This window comes from Enterobacter asburiae (assembly GCF_007035645.1).
Lineage (GTDB): Bacteria > Pseudomonadota > Gammaproteobacteria > Enterobacterales > Enterobacteriaceae > Enterobacter > Enterobacter asburiae_B.
Genome location: NZ_AP019632.1, coordinates 2144374 through 2161103 on the forward strand (window position 1 = coordinate 2144374; position 16730 = coordinate 2161103).

The following is a 16730-nucleotide window of genomic DNA, read 5'->3' on the forward strand; positions in this document are numbered from 1 at the left end:
TTTGGGAGAGGGTTAGGGTGAGGGGAACATACGGCTGTAGTGGTCATTCCGTTCACTTTATGTTCCTTGCTACTCTGTAACGACATGACCTGTGAACGTGCCAGGGTGGCTCAGTCGCCACCACCCTGGCGACCCGGGCTCCCGGCGGTAAATCGCCGCTTCGCGGTGCCCTCGGCTTATTCCTTCCGGCTTATCGGGGATGGGCGGAGGTAACATCCCTGTAAAGCCCGCCCTCTCGGCGCATCCCTGCGCCTCGCCCCGGCCTGCAGGAAACGCCTCGGCGATTTACAGCCGGACCAGGGCGTGGCTGCAAGTTAATCATTTCGCTTCGAGAATCTGAATCGCTACTGGTTAATGAATTTATTGAAAGTCCCTCTCCCGAAGGGAGAGGGACCGGTCGGAGCGGATTAAATCGAGGTACGACGATAGCTGCGGTATTCAGGTTTCCAGAAGTTGTCGTCGATGGCCTGCTGCAGCGCGTCGGCAGAGGTTTTCACCGCCACGCCCTGCTGCTGCGCCATTTTACCTACCGCAAACGCGATAGCGCGCGACACCTTGTGAATGTCTTTCAGCTCCGGCAGCACCAGCCCTTCACCGTTGTTGACCAGCGGCGAGTAGCCCGCGAGGGTTTCGCTCGCCGACATCAGCATCTCATCTGTAATGCGGGACGCGCCGGAGGCGATCACGCCCAGACCAATCCCCGGGAAGATGTAAGAGTTGTTGCACTGGGCGATCGGATAGGTTTTATCCTTCCACACCACCGGGTCGAACGGGCTGCCGGTCGCGACCAGCGCGTTACCTTCGGTCCACGCGATGATGTCCTGAGGCGTCGCTTCCACGCGGGAGGTCGGGTTGGAAAGCGGCATCACGATAGGGCGCTCGCAGTGCTTGTGCATCTCGCGAATGATCTCTTCGGTGAAGAGGCCTGTTTGCCCGGAAACGCCGATCAGAATATCCGGCTTCACGTTGCGCACCACGTCCAGCAGGGAAAGGACTTCGTTGTCGGTATCCCAGTTTTTTAGGTTATCGCGCTTCTGCACCAGCTTGTTCTGGAACGGCAGCAGGTTCGGCATAGCGTCGGTCAGCAGGCCGAAACGGTCAACCATAAAGACGCGGGAGCGGGCCAGCTCTTCGCTTAAGCCTTCGCGCTGCGTCTGGGCGATGATCTGCTCGGCGATACCACAGCCCGCAGAGCCAGCGCCCAGGAAGACGATTTTCTGGTAGCTCAGCTGGCTGCCGGCTGCGCGGCTGGCAGCGATAAGCGTACCCACGGTCACGGCCGCGGTGCCCTGGATGTCGTCGTTAAAGGAGCAGATCTCATCGCGATAGCGGTTCAGCAGCGGCATCGCGTTTTTCTGCGCGAAGTCTTCAAACTGCAGCAGAACGTCCGGCCAGCGGTGCTTCACGGCCTGAATGAAATCGTCGACAAACTGATAGTACTCGTCGTCGGTAATGCGCGGATGGCGCCAGCCCATATAGAGCGGATCGTTGAGCAACTGCTGGTTGTTGGTCCCGACGTCCAGCACCACCGGCAGGGTATACGCCGGGCTGATGCCGCCGCAGGCGGTGTAGAGAGAGAGTTTACCGATTGGGATCCCCATCCCGCCAATGCCCTGGTCGCCGAGGCCGAGAATACGTTCGCCGTCGGTCACCACAATCACTTTGATATTGTGGTTTGGCACGTTCTGCAGAATATCGTCCATGTTGTGACGGTTCTGATAGGAGATGAATACCCCGCGTGAACGACGGTAGATCTCTGAGAAACGCTCGCAGGCCGCACCCACCGTCGGGGTGTAGATCACCGGCATCATCTCTTCGAGATGGTTCTGCACCAGGCGATAGAAGAGGGTTTCATTGGTGTCCTGAATGTTGCGCAGGTAGATGTGCTTGTCGATTTCGGTTTTGAAACCCTGATACTGGATCCACGCGCGCTCCGCCTGTTCTTCAATGGTTTCAACCACTTCGGGCAGTAAACCCAGCAGGTTAAAGCTGCTGCGCTCTTCCATGCTGAAGGCGCTGCCTTTGTTGAGCAGGGGGAATTCGAGTAAAACCGGTCCGGCGTATGGGATGTATAAGGAACGATGTTTTTTCAGTTTGTTGTCCATGTCACTCACTCTTTTTATGAAGATCCGTCCCTGACACTGCTGTTTGTCATCTTTCTGGCCTGTGCGATGGGGTGCGGTCAGGCGGTATTATAAAGGAGCTAAATATTAATTACCGCAACACATAAACAAAAACACCATCGGGATTACCGATGGTGTTCTGGATCTCAGTCTGGAACTTACTTGCCGGCGTGGCGTTTTCTGCCGGTGGCGTGAGTGACCTGCGTTTCGTGGTCGCCTTCAATCACCACTTTACGCTGATTTGAAAGCTTGTAATTCAGTCCCAGAATATGGCGTGCCTGACGGTTCGATTTCATGTTAACTCCTCAATCCTGTTGATAGTTTTAAGGACCAGTTTGCTCACGCAAACGAAATGTAACCCCTTAGGTTGCAGATCCAGCTTAGCAGGTTTTTACAAGGGTGCGTTTTGCCCGCTGACGACGTAGTTAATAGTCTGCTGGTAGATGTCACTGAGGATGTCATTATCCGTGGATTCCACCCACTTGGTCAGTTCCATCAAAATGTCATCTTCAGTCACAGCACCGTGCTCGGCGTGAAGACCCTGCGCAATCGCGTTAACGAGTTCAGGTTGTGCTGCTGCAGTATTAGCCGGGTAATAAGTAAACATGCTGCCTCCGTGTCGTTGTCTGTTTAATGGTACGGCTCGCAAAAAATTTAATTCATAAACAGAATGGCAAATATTTTCCCGGTTGTGGTTCAGATTCATCTTAGAAATAAAAATGACATAAGTGCATGCTTTTATGCGCTTTTAAAAGGTGTGGCTATATCGACGGGTAACGGCGGGGATATTTTGGTGGAGCTCCTGCTATCGCGGAAATATAGCAGGAGCCGTTTTTAAATTACCACTTCATTTCGCCAGTATTCACTTTGGCGCTTAATTCCAGCGAGCTTTCATCCGCCAGGCCCGGATACTGTTTTTTCAGGGTGCTGATAACGCCTGCGGAATCTTTATGCGCGGCTAAAGCCTTTTCAAAGCGCTTCAGATAGTCGCGGGTAAATTCAATCGCGCCAGTGCCCGCTGGTGGGGTGCCCAGATAGTGGCCCGGGATCACGCGCTCAGGTTTGTGCGCGGCCATATTCTCCAGCGTTTCCTGCCACTGCTTGCGGCTTTCCGGCGTCTGGGTGTCTGCCGTCCAGACGTGAATACCCCAGGCTACCCCGGTGCCGCCGAGGATCGTTTTTGCCGACGGGATCCACACATAGCCCGCATAGCTGTCTGGCTGCTCGATATCGACCTTTTCCCCGTCAACCATGAACGTGGTGGAGGCAAGCACCTGCGGGACGACCAGCTCCGTTGGCGCGCCGTCCTTCATCTGCGGCCCCCAGAAGGCGAGCTTGGCGTCTTTGGTGGCTTTAATATGGTCAACCACATGCTGCGTGGCCACCACTTTGGCATTCGGGAAGGCTTTGACCAGCGGCTGCAGGCCAAAATAGAAATCCGGATCGCCGGAGGTGATCACAATCTTGTTCAGGGTTTTACCGCTGCGGCGAATTTTCTCTACCAGCGCTTCGCCATCCTTCACGCTGAACTGCGCGTCAAACAGCACCGCCTCTTTCGGGCCGGAAACCAGCGTGGAGGAGACCGGGAAAATGCCTTTTTCCTGCGGGTTATAGGTATCAATGGTTAACGGCGCGGCAAAAACCGCAGGAGTGAAAAGGGTGGAAAGCAGGGCAAGGTGAGTGAATTTCATGCTGTTGTCTCTGTTGTTCAGGAATGTGTCTATTGTACGGATATTCTCATTTGCCAGAATTCCTGAAACAAGACATGCTTAGTTTCATAAATCGAGCAAATGGAGCTTATATGGATCGCGTTATCGCCGCTCAGGTTTACAACCGGATATGCGAGCTGGGCAGTTTGAGCGCGGCGGCCCGCGCGTTGGGCATTTCCCGACCTATGGTGAGCCGCTACCTTGAACAAATGGAGAAGTGGGCGGGAACGCGCCTGGTAAACCGCTCCACGCGCAAGCTGACGCTGACCGCGGCAGGGGAAAAGGTGCTGCAAAAAACGCGGACGCTCTCGCAGATTTCGCAGGAAATCGAGGGCCAGTCGGAGAAAGATCTGCCGTCCGGCACGCTGCGGGTGGCCTGCGCCCATTTTACCGCCATGCACCTGATTGCGCCGGTCCTGCCTGAGCTGCTCTCGCGCTACCCGCAGCTGCGCATCGAGCTGGACGTGAATAACCACCCGGTCAGCCTGGTGGGAGAGCGCATTGATGTCGCCGTGCGCATTACCGACAACCCCGAACCCGGCATGATTGCCCGCCGGCTGGGGGAGTGTCGCTCGGTGCTTTGCGCCTCGCCGGCGTATCTGGCACAGCACGGTATCCCCGTCAGCCCTGAAGAATTAGCGCAGCACAACTGTCTGCACTACAGCTTTTTTGCCGGGCAGTCCTGGCACTTTCTAACGCCGGAAGGGGAAAGCCTGAGCGTGGCCGTCAGCGGCAACCTGAGCGCCAGCATCTCTTCGCTGTTGATGGACGCGGCGATTAAGCACTGCGGTATCGCCATGCTGCCGGAGCGCGAAGCGTCTGCCGCGCTGGAACAGGGATTGCTGGTGCCGGTACTGGAGGCGCTTGAGCCGAAACCGCTTGCCATCCATGGCATTTATCAGTCCCGGGAATACCAGCCTGCCGCGCTGCGCGTGTTCCTTGACGAACTGTCGCGCTACCTGGCATAAGAAAGGATTACTTCGCCTTTAGCCAGGGAGACGTCGTGCTCCAGAAAATAATATCGGCACCGAGATAACTTTCGCCGAAGCGGACAAATTCCGCTTTGGTGAACGGTTTTCCGGTCTGAGGATCCTTATAGGTCAGGGTCGGCTCCTGAACCGCCATGGCGATGAGCGGCAGCGTCTGTTTATTTTTATGGAAGAAGGGATAGGCATTCTTCATGTGTGCCTTGCGGTTGGGAACAATGTCCGGCCCACCCAGGCCGATGTTGTTGGCGCTGGCATACGCAAACAGACGCCCCATGTAGTTGTGGTCGTTATCCCATTCGCACGGCCAGAAGTTCACGTACTGCACCACGTGAGATTTCTGAAAAGCCTTTCGCGCAAAGGCCAGGTTTTCCATTTCACCCGCGAAATAGCCGTCGCAGGTAAACCCGACGGGCGGATTTTTTTCGTCGAGATCAATGGCGGTTTCGGGCAGGTTTACCCCATACACCTCGCCATCAAAGCGTTTCGCGAGGGCGGCCAGCAGTGCCTGGTAGCGCTGGCGCACGGCGGGATCCCACTGACGCGCCACCCATCCTGAACCGACCGGCTTGCCTTCGCCGGGGTTATCGAACTGCGGCGCAATCCCGCCACCGTACTGCGTGTCGCGCATCAGATAGTCCGGAACGTAGCGGGCGTCCGGCTCAAAGAAACGATCCTGGATTTGAATAAAGAGTTTTTTTCCGGCGGCCTTAACGCGCGCCAGATCCTGCTCAATCCGCGAGAAGTCATAGCTGTCCTTCTCGGGTTCCAGCAGGCGCCAGTTGTAAACGATCTGCACGCCGCCGATATCGCTTCGCGCAACAAGCGGAAACGCCGCGTCGAGATCGCCCGAGCTGGTATAGATAAAGTTCTCCGGCGTTTTCGCCAGTGAAGAGAGCGACAGAGCCAGCGTGGTGACGGCAACGGCCATCCTGATTTTTAGGGCCATAATCTTTATCCTTTTTGTCGGTACAGCAGGTGAAAGTCCTGGAATTGTCTGTGTTCCAGGGTGGGTCAGATGCGTAGTCTATACTTAACCCTTTGTAAGCCAAAAGGAGAGCAAGAATGACTATTCATAAGCACGGTTCGGCACACTGGTCTGGCGACATTAAGCGCGGAAAAGGAACGGTTTCCACCGAGAGCGGCGTTCTCAATCAGCAGCCTTATGGTTTCAATACCCGCTTTGAGGGCGAAAAGGGGACCAACCCCGAAGAGCTGATTGGCGCGGCACATGCGGCCTGCTTCTCAATGGCGCTGTCGCTGATGCTCGGCGAAGCGGGCTATACAGCCGATTCCATTGATACCACCGCGGACGTCTCTCTGGATAAAACCGACGGCGGCTTTGCCATTACTAAAGTTGCCCTGAAAAGCAAGGTGACCGTTCCCGGCATCGCCCCGCAGCAGTTCGACGGCATTATTCAGAAAGCAAAAACGGGCTGTCCGGTCTCGCAGCTCCTGAAAGCTGAGATTACGCTGGACTATAAGCTCAATTAAGCCACAGCCGGGTTTGAGCCCGGCTATCCCTTCAGCGCGGCGGGGAACACCTCCGCCAGCCAGGCGATAAATACCTTCAGTCTGTGCGTCAAATGCCGGTTCTGCGGGTAAACTACATGAAACGGATACGCGGCCGGGCGCCAGTCGCCCAGGATCGCCGCCAGCGTGCCCGCCTGTAAATACGACTTTGCCGAATACTCAAAGGTCTGAACGATTCCCAGCCCCGCCGCGGCAGCTGCCAGATGGGCATTACTTTCATTGACGCCGAGATAGTGCGGAATGTTGATTTCAAGCGCCTCGCCGTTCTGCCGGAAGCGAAACGGAAACGGCCGTCCGGTGACGGGCGAGAGATAGCTAATCAGCTTGTGGCCGTTGCGCAGCTCCTGCGGATAGGCCGGGACGCCGTGATTTTTCAGGTAACCCGGCGTCGCGCAGGTGACCATTTCGGCGTTACCGAGATGACGGGCGATGAGGGTCGAGTCGTCCAGCGGACCGCCGCGGATCACGCAGTCTACGTTACCGCTGATGAGATCGACCGGCCGGTCGGCCACGCCAAGGTCGATGCGGATCTCCGGGTAGCGCTGCATAAATTCCGGAAGCAGGGGGATGAGCACGTCCCGGGCGGTGGAGCCGCCCACGTCAACCCGCAAATGCCCTTTTGGCGTCGCGCGGGAAACGCGAAACGAGGTGTCGATATCTTCGATATCAATCAGCACCCTGAGCGCTTTTTCATAGTATTCCATCCCTTCAGGCGTCGCGACCACCCGGCGAGTGGTGCGGTGCAGAAGGCGTATCTCCAGGTGCGACTCAAGCGATTTGACCAGCTTGCTCAGCGTGGCGATCGGCATATTCAGCGAGTCCGCCGCACGGGTAAAGCTGCCGGATTCCACGACCCGCGTAAAGGCGCGCATCGCCATGAGCTGGTCCATGATGACCTCGGATTATTTCGGTATGTGAATAGTCATTTTCATTTTTGCCCGTTTTTCACAAATGCCGCAAGGGCTAAAGTTTGTCCAACGCGAGCGAAAGCGCGCACCGCAAACCCAACAAAAGGTAAATGACATGAACACGACTCTCTCAGGAAAAATTGCACTGGTCACCGGCGGCAGCACCGGTATTGGTCTTGCCACGGCGCAGGAACTGGCGGCGCAGGGCGCTAAGGTGTACATCACCGGTCGTCGCCAGGCCGAGCTGGACGCGGCGGTGGCGGAAATTGCTTCAACCGCAACGGGCATTCGCGCGGACGCCTCAAAGCTTGCCGATCTGGATGAGGTTTATGCCCGGATAGCCAAAGAAGAAGGCCGTCTTGATATCCTGTTCGCCAATGCCGGTGGCGGCGATATGCTGCCGCTGGGCGCGATCACCGAAGAGCAGTTTGACCGGATTTTTGGCACCAACGTGCGCGGAGTGCTGTTTACAGTCCAGAAGGCGCTGCCGCTGCTGTCCACCGGATCGTCGATTATTCTGACCGGATCGACGGTGTCCATTAAAGGGACGGCCAACTTCAGCGTCTACAGCGCCAGCAAGGCCGCCGTGCGCAACTTTGCCCGCTCCTGGGCGCTGGATTTGCAGGGCCGCGGGATCCGCGTCAACGTGGTGAGCCCGGGTCCAATCAAAACGCCAGGTCTCGGCGATCTGGTGCCGGAAGAACACCGTCAGGGGCTGTACGACGCGCTGGCCGCCCAGGTACCGCTGGGGCGTTTAGGCGCGCCGGGCGAGGTGGGTAAAGCGGTGGCGTTTCTGGCCTCCGACGCGGCCAGCTTTATTAACGCCATCGAGCTGTTTGTGGACGGCGGGATGGCGCAAATCTAACCCAGACTGCGCCAGCAGCGCACGTTACGGTCCTCGCGTGAGGGCTGTAGCGGCTGGGGACGTTCGCACCCCTGCGCTGCCATCGGACAACGGTCACGGAAAAAACAGCCTTCGGGCAGATGACGATTGCCGGGAAGCTCCGTTTTGCGTAACGCCAGATTTTCATCCAGCGGTTCACCGGTGCGGGGAACTGAGTCGAGCAGCAGACGGGTGTAGGGATGGCGCGGCTCGCCAAGCACCTGCGCGGCGCTGCCCAGCTCCACAATCTGCCCGAGGTACATCACCGCCACGCGGTCGCTCATGTGTCTGACCACCGAGACGTTATGCGAGATTAACACGTAGGTCAGATTACGCTGCTGTTGCAGGTTCACCAGCAGGTTGAGGATTTGCGCCTGCACGGAGATATCCAGCGCGCTGGTGGGTTCATCAAGCACGATAATATCGGGGTCGGATGAGAGCGCCCTTGCGATGGCGATGCGCTGGCGCTGCCCGCCGGAGAAGGCGTGCGGAAGCCTGTCGAGATATTCCGGGCGAATGCCCACCTGCAGCGCCAGGTTTTCTGCCAGCTGGCGGCGCTCGCGCTCGCTGCTGCGTTTTTGCACCCACACCGGCTCGGTGATGATGCGCCAGACCGGCAATCGCGGGTCGAGGGAGGAGAGCGGATCCTGAAACACCATCTGCATGCCGCCCGCGTGGTGCGCCCGCTGACACGCGCCGGTGCTGGGCTTAAGCATGCCCATCAGCAGCTGGGCCAGCGTGCTTTTTCCGCAGCCGGACTCACCGACAATGCCCAGCGTTTCCCCGCGACGGATCTGCAGATCGAGCCCGTTGAGGGCATGGACCTGTTCCGTCACGCGGCCCAGCCAGTTTTTGCGCGCCGCAAAGTTCACGTGCACGCTATCCAGTTCCAGCAGTACATCAGTCATGGTGTTTCTCCCGTTGCGGATACCAGCAGGCGGCCTGTTGGCCTTCTGCGCCATTGGGCTGTAAGCGCGGCGTTTCGCTGCATTTCGCCCCGGCGGCAAAGCAGCGCTCGCGGAAGGCGCAACCCTGCGGAAGCTTGCTGAGGTTGGGCACCGTGCCGGGGATGGCGGGAAGCAGGTCGCGCGGCTGGCCGTTTTCCGGTGCGCACCGCAGCAGGCCGATGGAGTAGGGATGCACGGGTCGGTGGATCAGCGTTTGCGTGGCACCGCTCTCGATCACGCTCCCGGCATACATCACGTACATTCTGTCGCAGAGCTGCGATACCACGGCCATATCATGGCTGATAAACAGCACCGAGGTCCCGCTGGCCCGCGCCTTATGCTTCAGCAGGCGCAGCACCTGGAGCTGGACGGTAACGTCCAGCGCGGTGGTCGGTTCGTCGGCGACGATCAGCTCCGGCTCGCAGGAGAAGGCAAGGGCGATCATCACCCGCTGGCGCATGCCGCCGGAGAGTTCAAACGGATAACGCTCCATGACCTGCTTCGCGTCCGGGATTTGCATCTCTTCCAGCAGGGTAATCGCCTTCTGCTGCGCCTCGCGCCGCGAAAGCGGCTGATGCTGGCGGATCACCTCCACCATCTGTTTGCCAATCCGCCGCGTCGGGTTGAGGGCTGTCATCGGCTCCTGAAAAATCATCGCCACTCTGGCTCCGCGCCACTGTCTAAGCTGCTTCTCGGACGCCGTCAGGACGTTTTCGCCGAGTAACTTCACCTGACCGTGATGAATGCGGTAGCTCCCTTCCGGCAGTAGCCGCATGGCGAGCATGGCAGTCACGGATTTACCCGAGCCCGACTCACCCACCACGCCGACAATTTCGCCCCTGCCGATCTCCAGCGAGACGTGATTCAGCGCGTGGACCTCACCGCGAAAAACCGGGAAGCTCAGGTGCAGGTCCTCAATACGTAATACCGGTTCGGTCATCACTGTTTTCCTCCCGATTTCGGATCCAGCAGATCGCGGATACCGTCGCCAAACAGGTTAAAGCCCACGGCGGTAATCAAAATCGCCGCACCGGGAAAGGCGCAGTACCACCACTGGTCCAGCACGTAGTTACGGCCCACGGCCACCATCGCGCCCCATTCGGCGGTGGGCTGCTGCGCGCCCAGGCCAATAAACCCCAGCGTGGCGGCCATCAGAATGGCGCTGCCGATATCCAGCGAAGCCTGCACAATCAGCGGCGGCAGGGCGTTGCGCAGGATATGCCAGCGGATCAAATGCCAGCGGGACGCGCCAAACGTGCGGGCGGCCTGAACGTAGGTAAACTGGCGCACCACCAGGGTTTGCCCGCGCGCCAGGCGGACGTAAAACGGGATGCGGACAATCGCAATCGCCAGCATGGCGTTGAACAGGCTCGGACCGAGCGCGGCGGCCAGCGCCATGGTCAGCACCAGGGAAGGAATGGAGAGCATGATGTCCATCACCCGCATGATGATGGCATCGCCGCGCCCGCCCAGTACGCCGGACAAACAGCCCAGCAGCGAGCCAATACCGCCCGCAATCACCACGACCGCCAGCCCGGCGGTAATCGACTGCTGGCTGCCCGTCAGCACGCGGCTAAACAGGTCGCGTCCCACCTCATCGGTACCAAACCAGTGTTGCGCAGACGGCGCCTGCAGGCGGGCGGTCAAATCCAGCGCGTTCGGGTCATGCGGAACGATCCACGGCGAAGCCACCATCAGGAAGAGCATCGCAATCATAATGACGCCGCCAACGATCGTGAGCGGGCTTTGACGCAGCATCCAGAACAGCTTTGCCCAGTTGATGCGTTGTCCGGCGGTTTTAGCCGGGACGGGCGTTTCCTGCGTTAACATCATTCGGCACCTCCGCGCCCGATTCGCGGGTCAATCCACAGGTAAAGCAGATCGACCACCAGATTAACCAGCACGTAGGCCAGCGAAACGACGACGGCAAAGCCCATTACGGCAGGGAAATCGAGCGCCTGAATGGATGTCACCACCCAGGCGCCCATGCCCGGCCAGGCAAAGACGGTTTCGGTCAGCACGGCGCCGTAGAGCAGATCGCCCAGCGCCAGCCCGAGCACGGTAATGGACGGGATCATCGCGTTCGGCAGGGCGTAGCGCAGGACGATGTACCAGCCGGGCAGGCCGCTGGCGCGCGCGGTGCGGATGTAATCCTCGCTAAGCTGCTCCAGCATCGCCGAGCGAACCTGGCGCGCCACGATCCCCAGGTGAACAAACGCCAGCGTCAGCGAGGGTAAAATCAGGTGCTGAAGCGCGTTGAAAAAGACCTCACCGTTGCCCTCCAGCAGCGCGTCCAGCAGATAAAAGCCGGTGACCTGCGTCGGCGGATCGAGCCAGTCGTCCAGCCTGCCGCCGCCCGGCAGGATCTGCAGGTTCCCGTAGAACAGCACAATGACGCCCAGCCCAAGCCAGAAGGCCGGCGTGGAGATCCCGGTCATCGCCATTAAACGCACCAGGTGATCCAGCCAGCGGTTGCGGTACACCGCCGATAAAATCCCCAGCGGCACGCCGATGACCAGCGCCAGCAGCAGAGAACAAAAGGCCAGCTCCAGCGTGGCGGGGAAAAAGGCCTTCAGGTCTTCCGCGACCGGGCGTCCGGTGCGGATGGACGTGCCTAAATCACCGTGCGCCAGAGCGTCCACGTAGCGGCCAAACTGAACATACAGGGGCTGGTCCAGCCCTAGCTGCTGGCGGATGTTCTGCACGATTTCGTCGCTGGCGCGGTCGCCGGCCAGCAGACGGGCCGGATCGCCGGGGATCAGGTGTGAAATAATAAAGGTGATAATACAGACACCGGCCACCACCAGGATTAACCCCCAGCAGCGCTGGCGCACTATGCTCCAGAACGTCATACGCTTTCCCCCGGCGAGAACCGTTATTTGCTCATGGTGGCGATGTTGAACACCTGCTCGAGCATCGGATTAAAGGTGAAGCCTTTGACCTCTTTGTTCATCGCCAGCTGGTAATTTTTCTGGAACAGATAAACGTAGGCCGCCTCGTCGATAACCACCTTTTGCGCCTGCTGGTAATCTTTGGTGCGTTCCGCCTGGTCGGTGGTTTTCAGCGCGGCCTGCAGCAGCGAATCAACCTCTTTGTTCTCATAGAACGAGCGGTTGCCCGGCAGCCCTTTTTTGTCCGATTCGAACCAGTAGTTCATGAACATGTACGGGTCGGCAAAGTCCGGGCTCCAGTTGCCGATGGCAATGTCGTAATCGCCTTTTCCGACGCGGTCGCGCATGGTGGCGTTGGCCAGTTTTTCCAGCTTGACGCTAATGCCGATCTTGCCGAGGCTGGCCTGAGTGGAGAGGGCGATAGGCTCCCAGTTCGGATCGTTGTCCGAGTAGAGGAAGGTCAGGCTGGCGGGTTTGTCTTTGACCTTCTCCAGCGCGGCTTTAGCTTTGGCCTCGTCAAAGCTGTACTGCATTGCCGTGGCGTCAAAGCCCCACATGCCTTCCGGGATCGGGCCGCGCATCTGCTTGCCGTTGCCGCTCAGAATGCCTTTCACCATCCCCTGGTAATCCGTCGCCCAGGAGATGGCCCGGCGTAAATCCACCTGATTGAGCGGCGCTTTGCTGTTGTTGAGATAGAGGTAAGTCACGCGCAGGGACGGGTATTCCGCGACGGCGACTTTACCTTCCTGCTTCAGGGCCGCAAGCTGATCGACCGGCAGGGAGTCGGCAATGTCCAGATCGCCGCGGGAAAGCTGCAGTCGGCGCGAGGCGCTCTCACCGATAATTTTCACCGATACGCGCTTAAAGTGCGGCTTTTCACCCTGCCAGTGGGGGTTAGGCACCAGGATCAGCTGCTGGCCTTTCTGCCAGCTTTTCAGCATAAACGGCCCGGAACCGGCGGTGTTTTGCGCCAGAAAACCGCGAGCATCGTCTGCCGCGTTGGCCTTCAGCACCGCCGGGTTAATGATGGACGCCCCGTCGTTTGCCAGCGTGTAGAGGAACGGCGCGAACGGCTGGCTGAGGGTGAACTTCACCGTATGGTCATCGACGGCATCAATTTTCAGGTCTTTCGGGAAGGCTTCAGACGGCCCCTGGCCGAGCTTCAGCAGGCGCTCAAAGGAGAGCTTTACCGCCTCGGCGGTGACCGGCGTGCCGTCGGAAAATTTCGCGTTATCCGCCAGGGTAAAGGTCCACTCTTTCTGGTCTTCAGACGCCTTCCAGCCCGTCGACAGATCGCCTTCCACCTCGGTAGAGCCCGGCTTGTACTTGACCAGACGCTGGTAGGACGGATAGGTGACGGTCCAGTCATTGTTATCAATAGTGATGGCAGGATCGAGCGTTTGCGGGTCGGCGGCTTTACCGATCGCCAGCATGTCTTTCGGAACGGCAGCCAGCGCCAGCGGGGCGCTCAGGGCCAGCGTGGCGGCGATCAGGGTCGAGACAAGCGATGTTTTCATGGCAGTGCTCCAGGTTTAAAGAGAAGTGTGCGTCAGGGGAAAACAGGCAAAACGGTCGTCAAGCAGCGGATAGCTGGCGGCGTTCGGCAGTTCGAAGTGCCACCATTCGCTGCTGATACCCACAAAACCACCGCCGAACATGATGGCGTTCAACAGCAGACGGTTGCGCTGGGCGTGCGGCGGCACGGAAGGGTGATACGGATGCGAGCGGTCGTGCATTTCGTCAAAACCGGCCCCCATATCCAGCACGGCGTTATGTTCATCCATCAGGGTGACGTCGATGGCCGTACCGCGGCTGTGATTGGAGCCAATCGCCACGTCGACCACGTATTCCGGGTTCGGGCAGGCATCCCACAGCTGGGCCTGCGCCTGCTGCGGCCGATAGGCGTCGTAGACCACCAGCTTCAGCCCGGCCAGCGCGGCAATGCTAATGGCTTTTGCCAGCGCGGTGGCCGCGTCGGTATGCAGCAGGCATAGCGCCTCCTGATAGATCGGACGGCCGGTGATGTTGTCGGCGGTGGCGTACTTCAGATCGATATGCAGCGTGAGAAACGTCTTCGCCACATCAATCAGTTCACTCTCTTCGGGCATAGCTCCGCTCCTTTAGCGTTCGAATTGACCAAACTCTTGTTGTAATTGCCGGTTTACCGCCAGACGCGCCGGGAGCGCCTCACCCAGCACCTCCACCACGCCCGACAGCAGCAGGTTGAACAGACAGCTCACGGGGGCAAGTGAATCCCAGAAGTGACCGGTATCGGTTTTCACCTGCAGTAAATCCATCGGGTAATCCCGCGCCCACGGGCACCAGATGTCGGTGATTAAGGCCAGCGGAATGCCTTTCTCGCTGGCGACGCGGCAGTACTGGCGGGCCATCGCGGAGTAGGTGCGCGTATCGGTCAGCACGACGTACGGGTGCGAAAACCCCGAGTTGAGGGATTCCACCCAGCTGCCGGAAGCGCCCTCCGAATAGCTCACGCGCGGGCGGAGGTACTCGAGGTGGCTGAAGAAGGCGTTGGCAATCCCGCGCGTGGACTGGATCCCCAGCACGAACACCGCGTCGGCGTGGGCGAGGTTGTGCACCACCTGACGGAAGGCGTCCGTTTGCGCCAGTTGGTACACCTGCATGATGGCATCCACTTCCAGCGACAGGGCATGCTGAAGGCGGCTGGAAAGGGGGCGCTGCTGCTGCCAGGAGTCCAGCCGCTCGTTCATACCCCAGGGCTGATACGGATCGCGCAGGCTCTTTTTGACATCTTCCAGGTTGCGATACCCCAGCTTGCGCAGGAAGCGTCCGACGGTAATTCCGCTGGTCCCGCTCGCCTGACCGATGCTCTCCGCCGTTTCAAACGGGATTTGCGCGGCGTGCGCCAGCAGCCAGCTTCCGACCCGCTTTTCGCTGGGCGTGAGCTGGCTGAACGTCGCTTCGATACGGCTCAACATCTCGGGTTTCGTCGTCATACCGCCTCGCTGTTAACAGGCTGTCAATGGCCGAATTTTTGTTACCTGGTTAACAATGCATGACGCGTGCCATGTTCACAGGGCGGGTGAAACCCGCTGTGCAGTAAACTTCATGCAATATTTGCTTAACCAATGATCAACATTTGTGCAGCGTAGTTCACTTTTGGTGCACTGTCTGACGCGGCAGGTATGAATTTGGTAAATACGTCAGTCCGTTCACATTTTTGATAAGATAGATGTACTGTGAATATAAAAGGGATCCCGGCATGGTAAATCTGCCCTGGCGAGTCAGCGTGCGCCTGATGGCGCTTGCAAAGAAAATAGGGATGGTCGTCGGGATCGTACTGATCGTCCTGCTGGCGGTGCGGGTGTATCTCTCGCAGCAGGGACCGGAACTGCACCTGTGGCATACCTGGCGGGCCGATGAGATGTCCGTGCGCGAGATGGATAACGCCGATTTTGCCCGGTATATCGCCCGGGAAAACGCCATTTTCGCCGATCTTTATCGCGCGGTGACGGCGAAAACAGAGGGCGAGGAACGTACGCCGTTAAACCGCTATTATCGCCAGAGCCTGGTGTGGCCGGGACAGTTTACGCCCGATGCCAACCGCTCCTTTGTGCTGATGCCTGCCGGAAAGCCGCGCGGCGCGGTAGTGCTGCTGCACGGTCTGACGGACTCGCCTTACAGCGTCCGGCGGCTTGCCGTGAACTATCAACAGCACGGCTTTGTAGCCGTGGTGCCGCGCCTGCCCGGGCACGGCACCGCGCCCGGCGCGCTGACGGACGTCGACTGGGAGATGTGGCTCGCGGCAACGCGTCTTGCGGTGCGGGAAGCCACGCGTCTGGCGGGCGAGGGTGCGCCTTTGCATCTGGTGGGTTACTCCAACGGCGGGGCGCTGGCGATGAAATATGCCCTCGATGCGCTGGACGCGCCTGCGCTGCGTAAACCGCAGCAGGTGATACTGCTCTCACCGATGATCGGCGTGACGGCCTTTGCGCGCTTTGCCGGTTTCGCCGGGTTACCGGCGCTGCTGCCGGCGTTTGCCAAAGCGGCGTGGCTGAATATCTCTCCGGAATATAACCCGTACAAATATAACTCGTTCCCGGTGAACGCCGCCCGCCAGTCATGGCTTTTGACGAAGGCCCTGCAGGAGCAAATTGGCCGCGAGGCGCGGGAGAACAGGCTGGCGAATTTGCCGCCGATCCTGGCGTTCCAGTCGGTCATGGATTCCACGGTCAGCACCCGCGCGGTGGTGACCGGCCTGTTTGACCAGCTTTCGGCAAACGGCAGCGAGCTGGTGGTGTTTGACATCAACCAGGCGGCGAGCTTCCGCCCGCTGTTCAAACCGTCGTCGTGGACGGCAACCTCGGCGCTGCTGCCGGTTGCGCAGAGGCGTTACGGTGTCACCATTATTACCAATGCGGACGCACACAGCTTCTCGACGGTGGCGAAAATCACTCCGGCAGGCAGCACCCGGGAGACGGTCGTGCCGCTTGCGCAGTCCTGGCCGCAGGATGTCTATTCCCTGTCGCACGTTGCGGTGCCGTTCCCGCCGGATGACGATCTCTATGGCCGTGAGCCTCGGGTGAAAAACCGCTACGGTATCAGCCTGGGGACGATTGCGCTCTGGGGCGAAACCTCCGTGTTGAGCGTCGGGAAAGAGGCGCTTATGCGGGTCACCTCGAATCCGTTTTACGACTACATGCAGGGGCGGATAGACAGCCGAATTGGCAGCGGGGAAAAGTAACGTTCCCCTGCGGTGTGAATATGTTAG

The 16730-nt window shown here is 59.1% G+C and carries 17 protein-coding genes; 4 read left to right on the forward strand and 13 right to left on the reverse strand.

Annotated features, from left to right (window positions below; translation table 11 throughout):
* Positions 1-407: 407 nt before the first annotated feature.
* The 4 genes from FOY96_RS10145 to FOY96_RS10160 form a co-directional block, all read right to left on the reverse strand.
* Positions 408-2105, reverse strand: a complete 1698-nt coding sequence (locus tag FOY96_RS10145) for an NAD-dependent malic enzyme (protein WP_039262819.1) — start codon at positions 2103-2105, stop codon at positions 408-410.
* 176 nt (positions 2106-2281) lie between these two features.
* Positions 2282-2419: a stationary-phase-induced ribosome-associated protein gene (gene sra / locus FOY96_RS10150; protein WP_008501714.1), complete on the reverse strand. Its 138-nt coding sequence runs from the start codon at positions 2417-2419 to the stop codon at positions 2282-2284.
* 95 nt (positions 2420-2514) lie between these two features.
* Positions 2515-2730: a biofilm-dependent modulation protein gene (gene bdm, locus FOY96_RS10155; protein ID WP_013096534.1), complete on the reverse strand. Its 216-nt coding sequence runs from the start codon at positions 2728-2730 to the stop codon at positions 2515-2517.
* Positions 2731-2962: 232 nt separating this feature from the next.
* Complete coding sequence (locus FOY96_RS10160) at positions 2963-3814, reverse strand: Vmh family MBL fold metallo-hydrolase (protein WP_143346963.1); 852 nt, start codon at positions 3812-3814, stop codon at positions 2963-2965.
* 110 nt (positions 3815-3924) lie between these two features.
* On the opposite strand from FOY96_RS10160, the gene FOY96_RS10165 reads away from it, so the two are divergent.
* A complete protein-coding gene (locus FOY96_RS10165; RefSeq protein WP_063409232.1) occupies positions 3925-4800 on the forward strand; it encodes a LysR family transcriptional regulator in 876 nt (291 codons plus the stop codon).
* 7 nt (positions 4801-4807) lie between these two features.
* On the opposite strand, the gene FOY96_RS10170 is transcribed toward FOY96_RS10165, so the two are convergent.
* A complete protein-coding gene (locus FOY96_RS10170; RefSeq protein WP_064672585.1) occupies positions 4808-5767 on the reverse strand; it encodes a hypothetical protein in 960 nt (319 codons plus the stop codon).
* A gap of 116 nt (positions 5768-5883) precedes the next feature.
* On the opposite strand from FOY96_RS10170, the gene FOY96_RS10175 reads away from it, so the two are divergent.
* Complete coding sequence (locus FOY96_RS10175) at positions 5884-6312, forward strand: OsmC family protein (RefSeq protein WP_143346964.1); 429 nt, start codon at positions 5884-5886, stop codon at positions 6310-6312.
* Between the two features lie 23 nt (positions 6313-6335).
* Here FOY96_RS10175 and FOY96_RS10180 read toward each other — a convergent pair whose 3' ends face one another.
* Positions 6336-7241 (reverse strand): LysR family transcriptional regulator, encoded by a 906-nt coding sequence (locus FOY96_RS10180; protein ID WP_047060930.1) that lies wholly within the window; start codon positions 7239-7241, stop codon positions 6336-6338.
* Positions 7242-7374: 133 nt separating this feature from the next.
* Between FOY96_RS10180 and FOY96_RS10185 the strand changes: the two genes are divergently transcribed.
* Complete coding sequence (locus FOY96_RS10185) at positions 7375-8124, forward strand: SDR family NAD(P)-dependent oxidoreductase (RefSeq protein WP_143346965.1); 750 nt, start codon at positions 7375-7377, stop codon at positions 8122-8124.
* Here FOY96_RS10185 and FOY96_RS10190 read toward each other — a convergent pair.
* From FOY96_RS10190 to FOY96_RS10220, 7 genes are read right to left on the reverse strand one after another with little or no spacing between them, the layout of a single operon-like run.
* The gene (locus FOY96_RS10190; protein ID WP_143346966.1) at positions 8121-9050 is read right to left on the reverse strand and encodes an oligopeptide/dipeptide ABC transporter ATP-binding protein; all 930 of its coding nucleotides are present in this window, start codon (positions 9048-9050) and stop codon (positions 8121-8123) included. The genes FOY96_RS10185 and FOY96_RS10190 overlap by 4 nt on opposite strands.
* Positions 9043-10029 (reverse strand): ABC transporter ATP-binding protein, encoded by a 987-nt coding sequence (locus FOY96_RS10195; RefSeq protein WP_143346967.1) that lies wholly within the window; start codon positions 10027-10029, stop codon positions 9043-9045. The genes FOY96_RS10190 and FOY96_RS10195 overlap by 8 nt, the downstream gene beginning before the upstream one ends.
* Complete coding sequence (ddpC, locus tag FOY96_RS10200) at positions 10029-10922, reverse strand: D,D-dipeptide ABC transporter permease (RefSeq protein WP_094935015.1); 894 nt, start codon at positions 10920-10922, stop codon at positions 10029-10031. The genes FOY96_RS10195 and ddpC overlap by 1 nt, the downstream gene beginning before the upstream one ends.
* Positions 10919-11941 (reverse strand): ABC transporter permease, encoded by a 1023-nt coding sequence (locus tag FOY96_RS10205; protein WP_143346968.1) that lies wholly within the window; start codon positions 11939-11941, stop codon positions 10919-10921. Before FOY96_RS10205 ends, ddpC begins: the two co-directional genes overlap by 4 nt.
* Before the next feature lie 23 nt (positions 11942-11964).
* Positions 11965-13497 (reverse strand): ABC transporter substrate-binding protein, encoded by a 1533-nt coding sequence (locus tag FOY96_RS10210; protein ID WP_143346969.1) that lies wholly within the window; start codon positions 13495-13497, stop codon positions 11965-11967.
* Between the two features lie 15 nt (positions 13498-13512).
* On the reverse strand, positions 13513-14088 hold the full coding sequence (gene ddpX / locus FOY96_RS10215; protein ID WP_143346970.1) for a D-alanyl-D-alanine dipeptidase: 576 nt from the start codon (positions 14086-14088) through the stop codon (positions 13513-13515).
* Between the two features lie 12 nt (positions 14089-14100).
* Entirely contained in the window at positions 14101-14955 is an 855-nt protein-coding gene (locus tag FOY96_RS10220; RefSeq protein WP_143346971.1) for a MurR/RpiR family transcriptional regulator, read from the reverse strand.
* 266 nt (positions 14956-15221) lie between these two features.
* Between FOY96_RS10220 and FOY96_RS10225 the strand changes: the two genes are divergently transcribed.
* Positions 15222-16703 carry an alpha/beta hydrolase gene (locus FOY96_RS10225; RefSeq protein ID WP_143346972.1) on the forward strand — a complete coding sequence of 494 codons (1482 nt, stop codon included), beginning with the start codon at positions 15222-15224 and terminating at the stop codon, positions 16701-16703.
* Positions 16704-16730 lie beyond the last annotated feature (27 nt).

Excerpts from the sequence above, each read along its gene's own strand:
- bdm (WP_013096534.1), bottom strand. The coding sequence starts at position 2,730 with ATGTTTACTTATTACCCGGCTAATACTGCAGCAGCACAACCTGAACTC.
- FOY96_RS10160 (WP_143346963.1), bottom strand. The coding sequence starts at position 3,814 with ATGAAATTCACTCACCTTGCCCTGCTTTCCACCCTTTTCACTCCTGCG.
- FOY96_RS10190 (WP_143346966.1), bottom strand. The coding sequence starts at position 9,050 with ATGACTGATGTACTGCTGGAACTGGATAGCGTGCACGTGAACTTTGCG.
- ddpC (WP_094935015.1), bottom strand. The coding sequence starts at position 10,922 with ATGATGTTAACGCAGGAAACGCCCGTCCCGGCTAAAACCGCCGGACAA.
- FOY96_RS10165 (WP_063409232.1), top strand. The coding sequence starts at position 3,925 with ATGGATCGCGTTATCGCCGCTCAGGTTTACAACCGGATATGCGAGCTG.
- FOY96_RS10145 (WP_039262819.1), bottom strand. The coding sequence starts at position 2,105 with ATGGACAACAAACTGAAAAAACATCGTTCCTTATACATCCCATACGCC.
- FOY96_RS10175 (WP_143346964.1), top strand. The coding sequence starts at position 5,884 with ATGACTATTCATAAGCACGGTTCGGCACACTGGTCTGGCGACATTAAG.
- FOY96_RS10170 (WP_064672585.1), bottom strand. The coding sequence starts at position 5,767 with ATGGCCCTAAAAATCAGGATGGCCGTTGCCGTCACCACGCTGGCTCTG.
- FOY96_RS10180 (WP_047060930.1), bottom strand. The coding sequence starts at position 7,241 with ATGGACCAGCTCATGGCGATGCGCGCCTTTACGCGGGTCGTGGAATCC.
- FOY96_RS10205 (WP_143346968.1), bottom strand. The coding sequence starts at position 11,941 with ATGACGTTCTGGAGCATAGTGCGCCAGCGCTGCTGGGGGTTAATCCTG.
- FOY96_RS10210 (WP_143346969.1), bottom strand. The coding sequence starts at position 13,497 with ATGAAAACATCGCTTGTCTCGACCCTGATCGCCGCCACGCTGGCCCTG.
- FOY96_RS10225 (WP_143346972.1), top strand. The coding sequence starts at position 15,222 with ATGGTAAATCTGCCCTGGCGAGTCAGCGTGCGCCTGATGGCGCTTGCA.
- sra (WP_008501714.1), bottom strand. The coding sequence starts at position 2,419 with ATGAAATCGAACCGTCAGGCACGCCATATTCTGGGACTGAATTACAAG.
- FOY96_RS10195 (WP_143346967.1), bottom strand. The coding sequence starts at position 10,029 with ATGACCGAACCGGTATTACGTATTGAGGACCTGCACCTGAGCTTCCCG.
- FOY96_RS10220 (WP_143346971.1), bottom strand. The coding sequence starts at position 14,955 with ATGACGACGAAACCCGAGATGTTGAGCCGTATCGAAGCGACGTTCAGC.
- FOY96_RS10185 (WP_143346965.1), top strand. The coding sequence starts at position 7,375 with ATGAACACGACTCTCTCAGGAAAAATTGCACTGGTCACCGGCGGCAGC.
- ddpX (WP_143346970.1), bottom strand. The coding sequence starts at position 14,088 with ATGCCCGAAGAGAGTGAACTGATTGATGTGGCGAAGACGTTTCTCACG.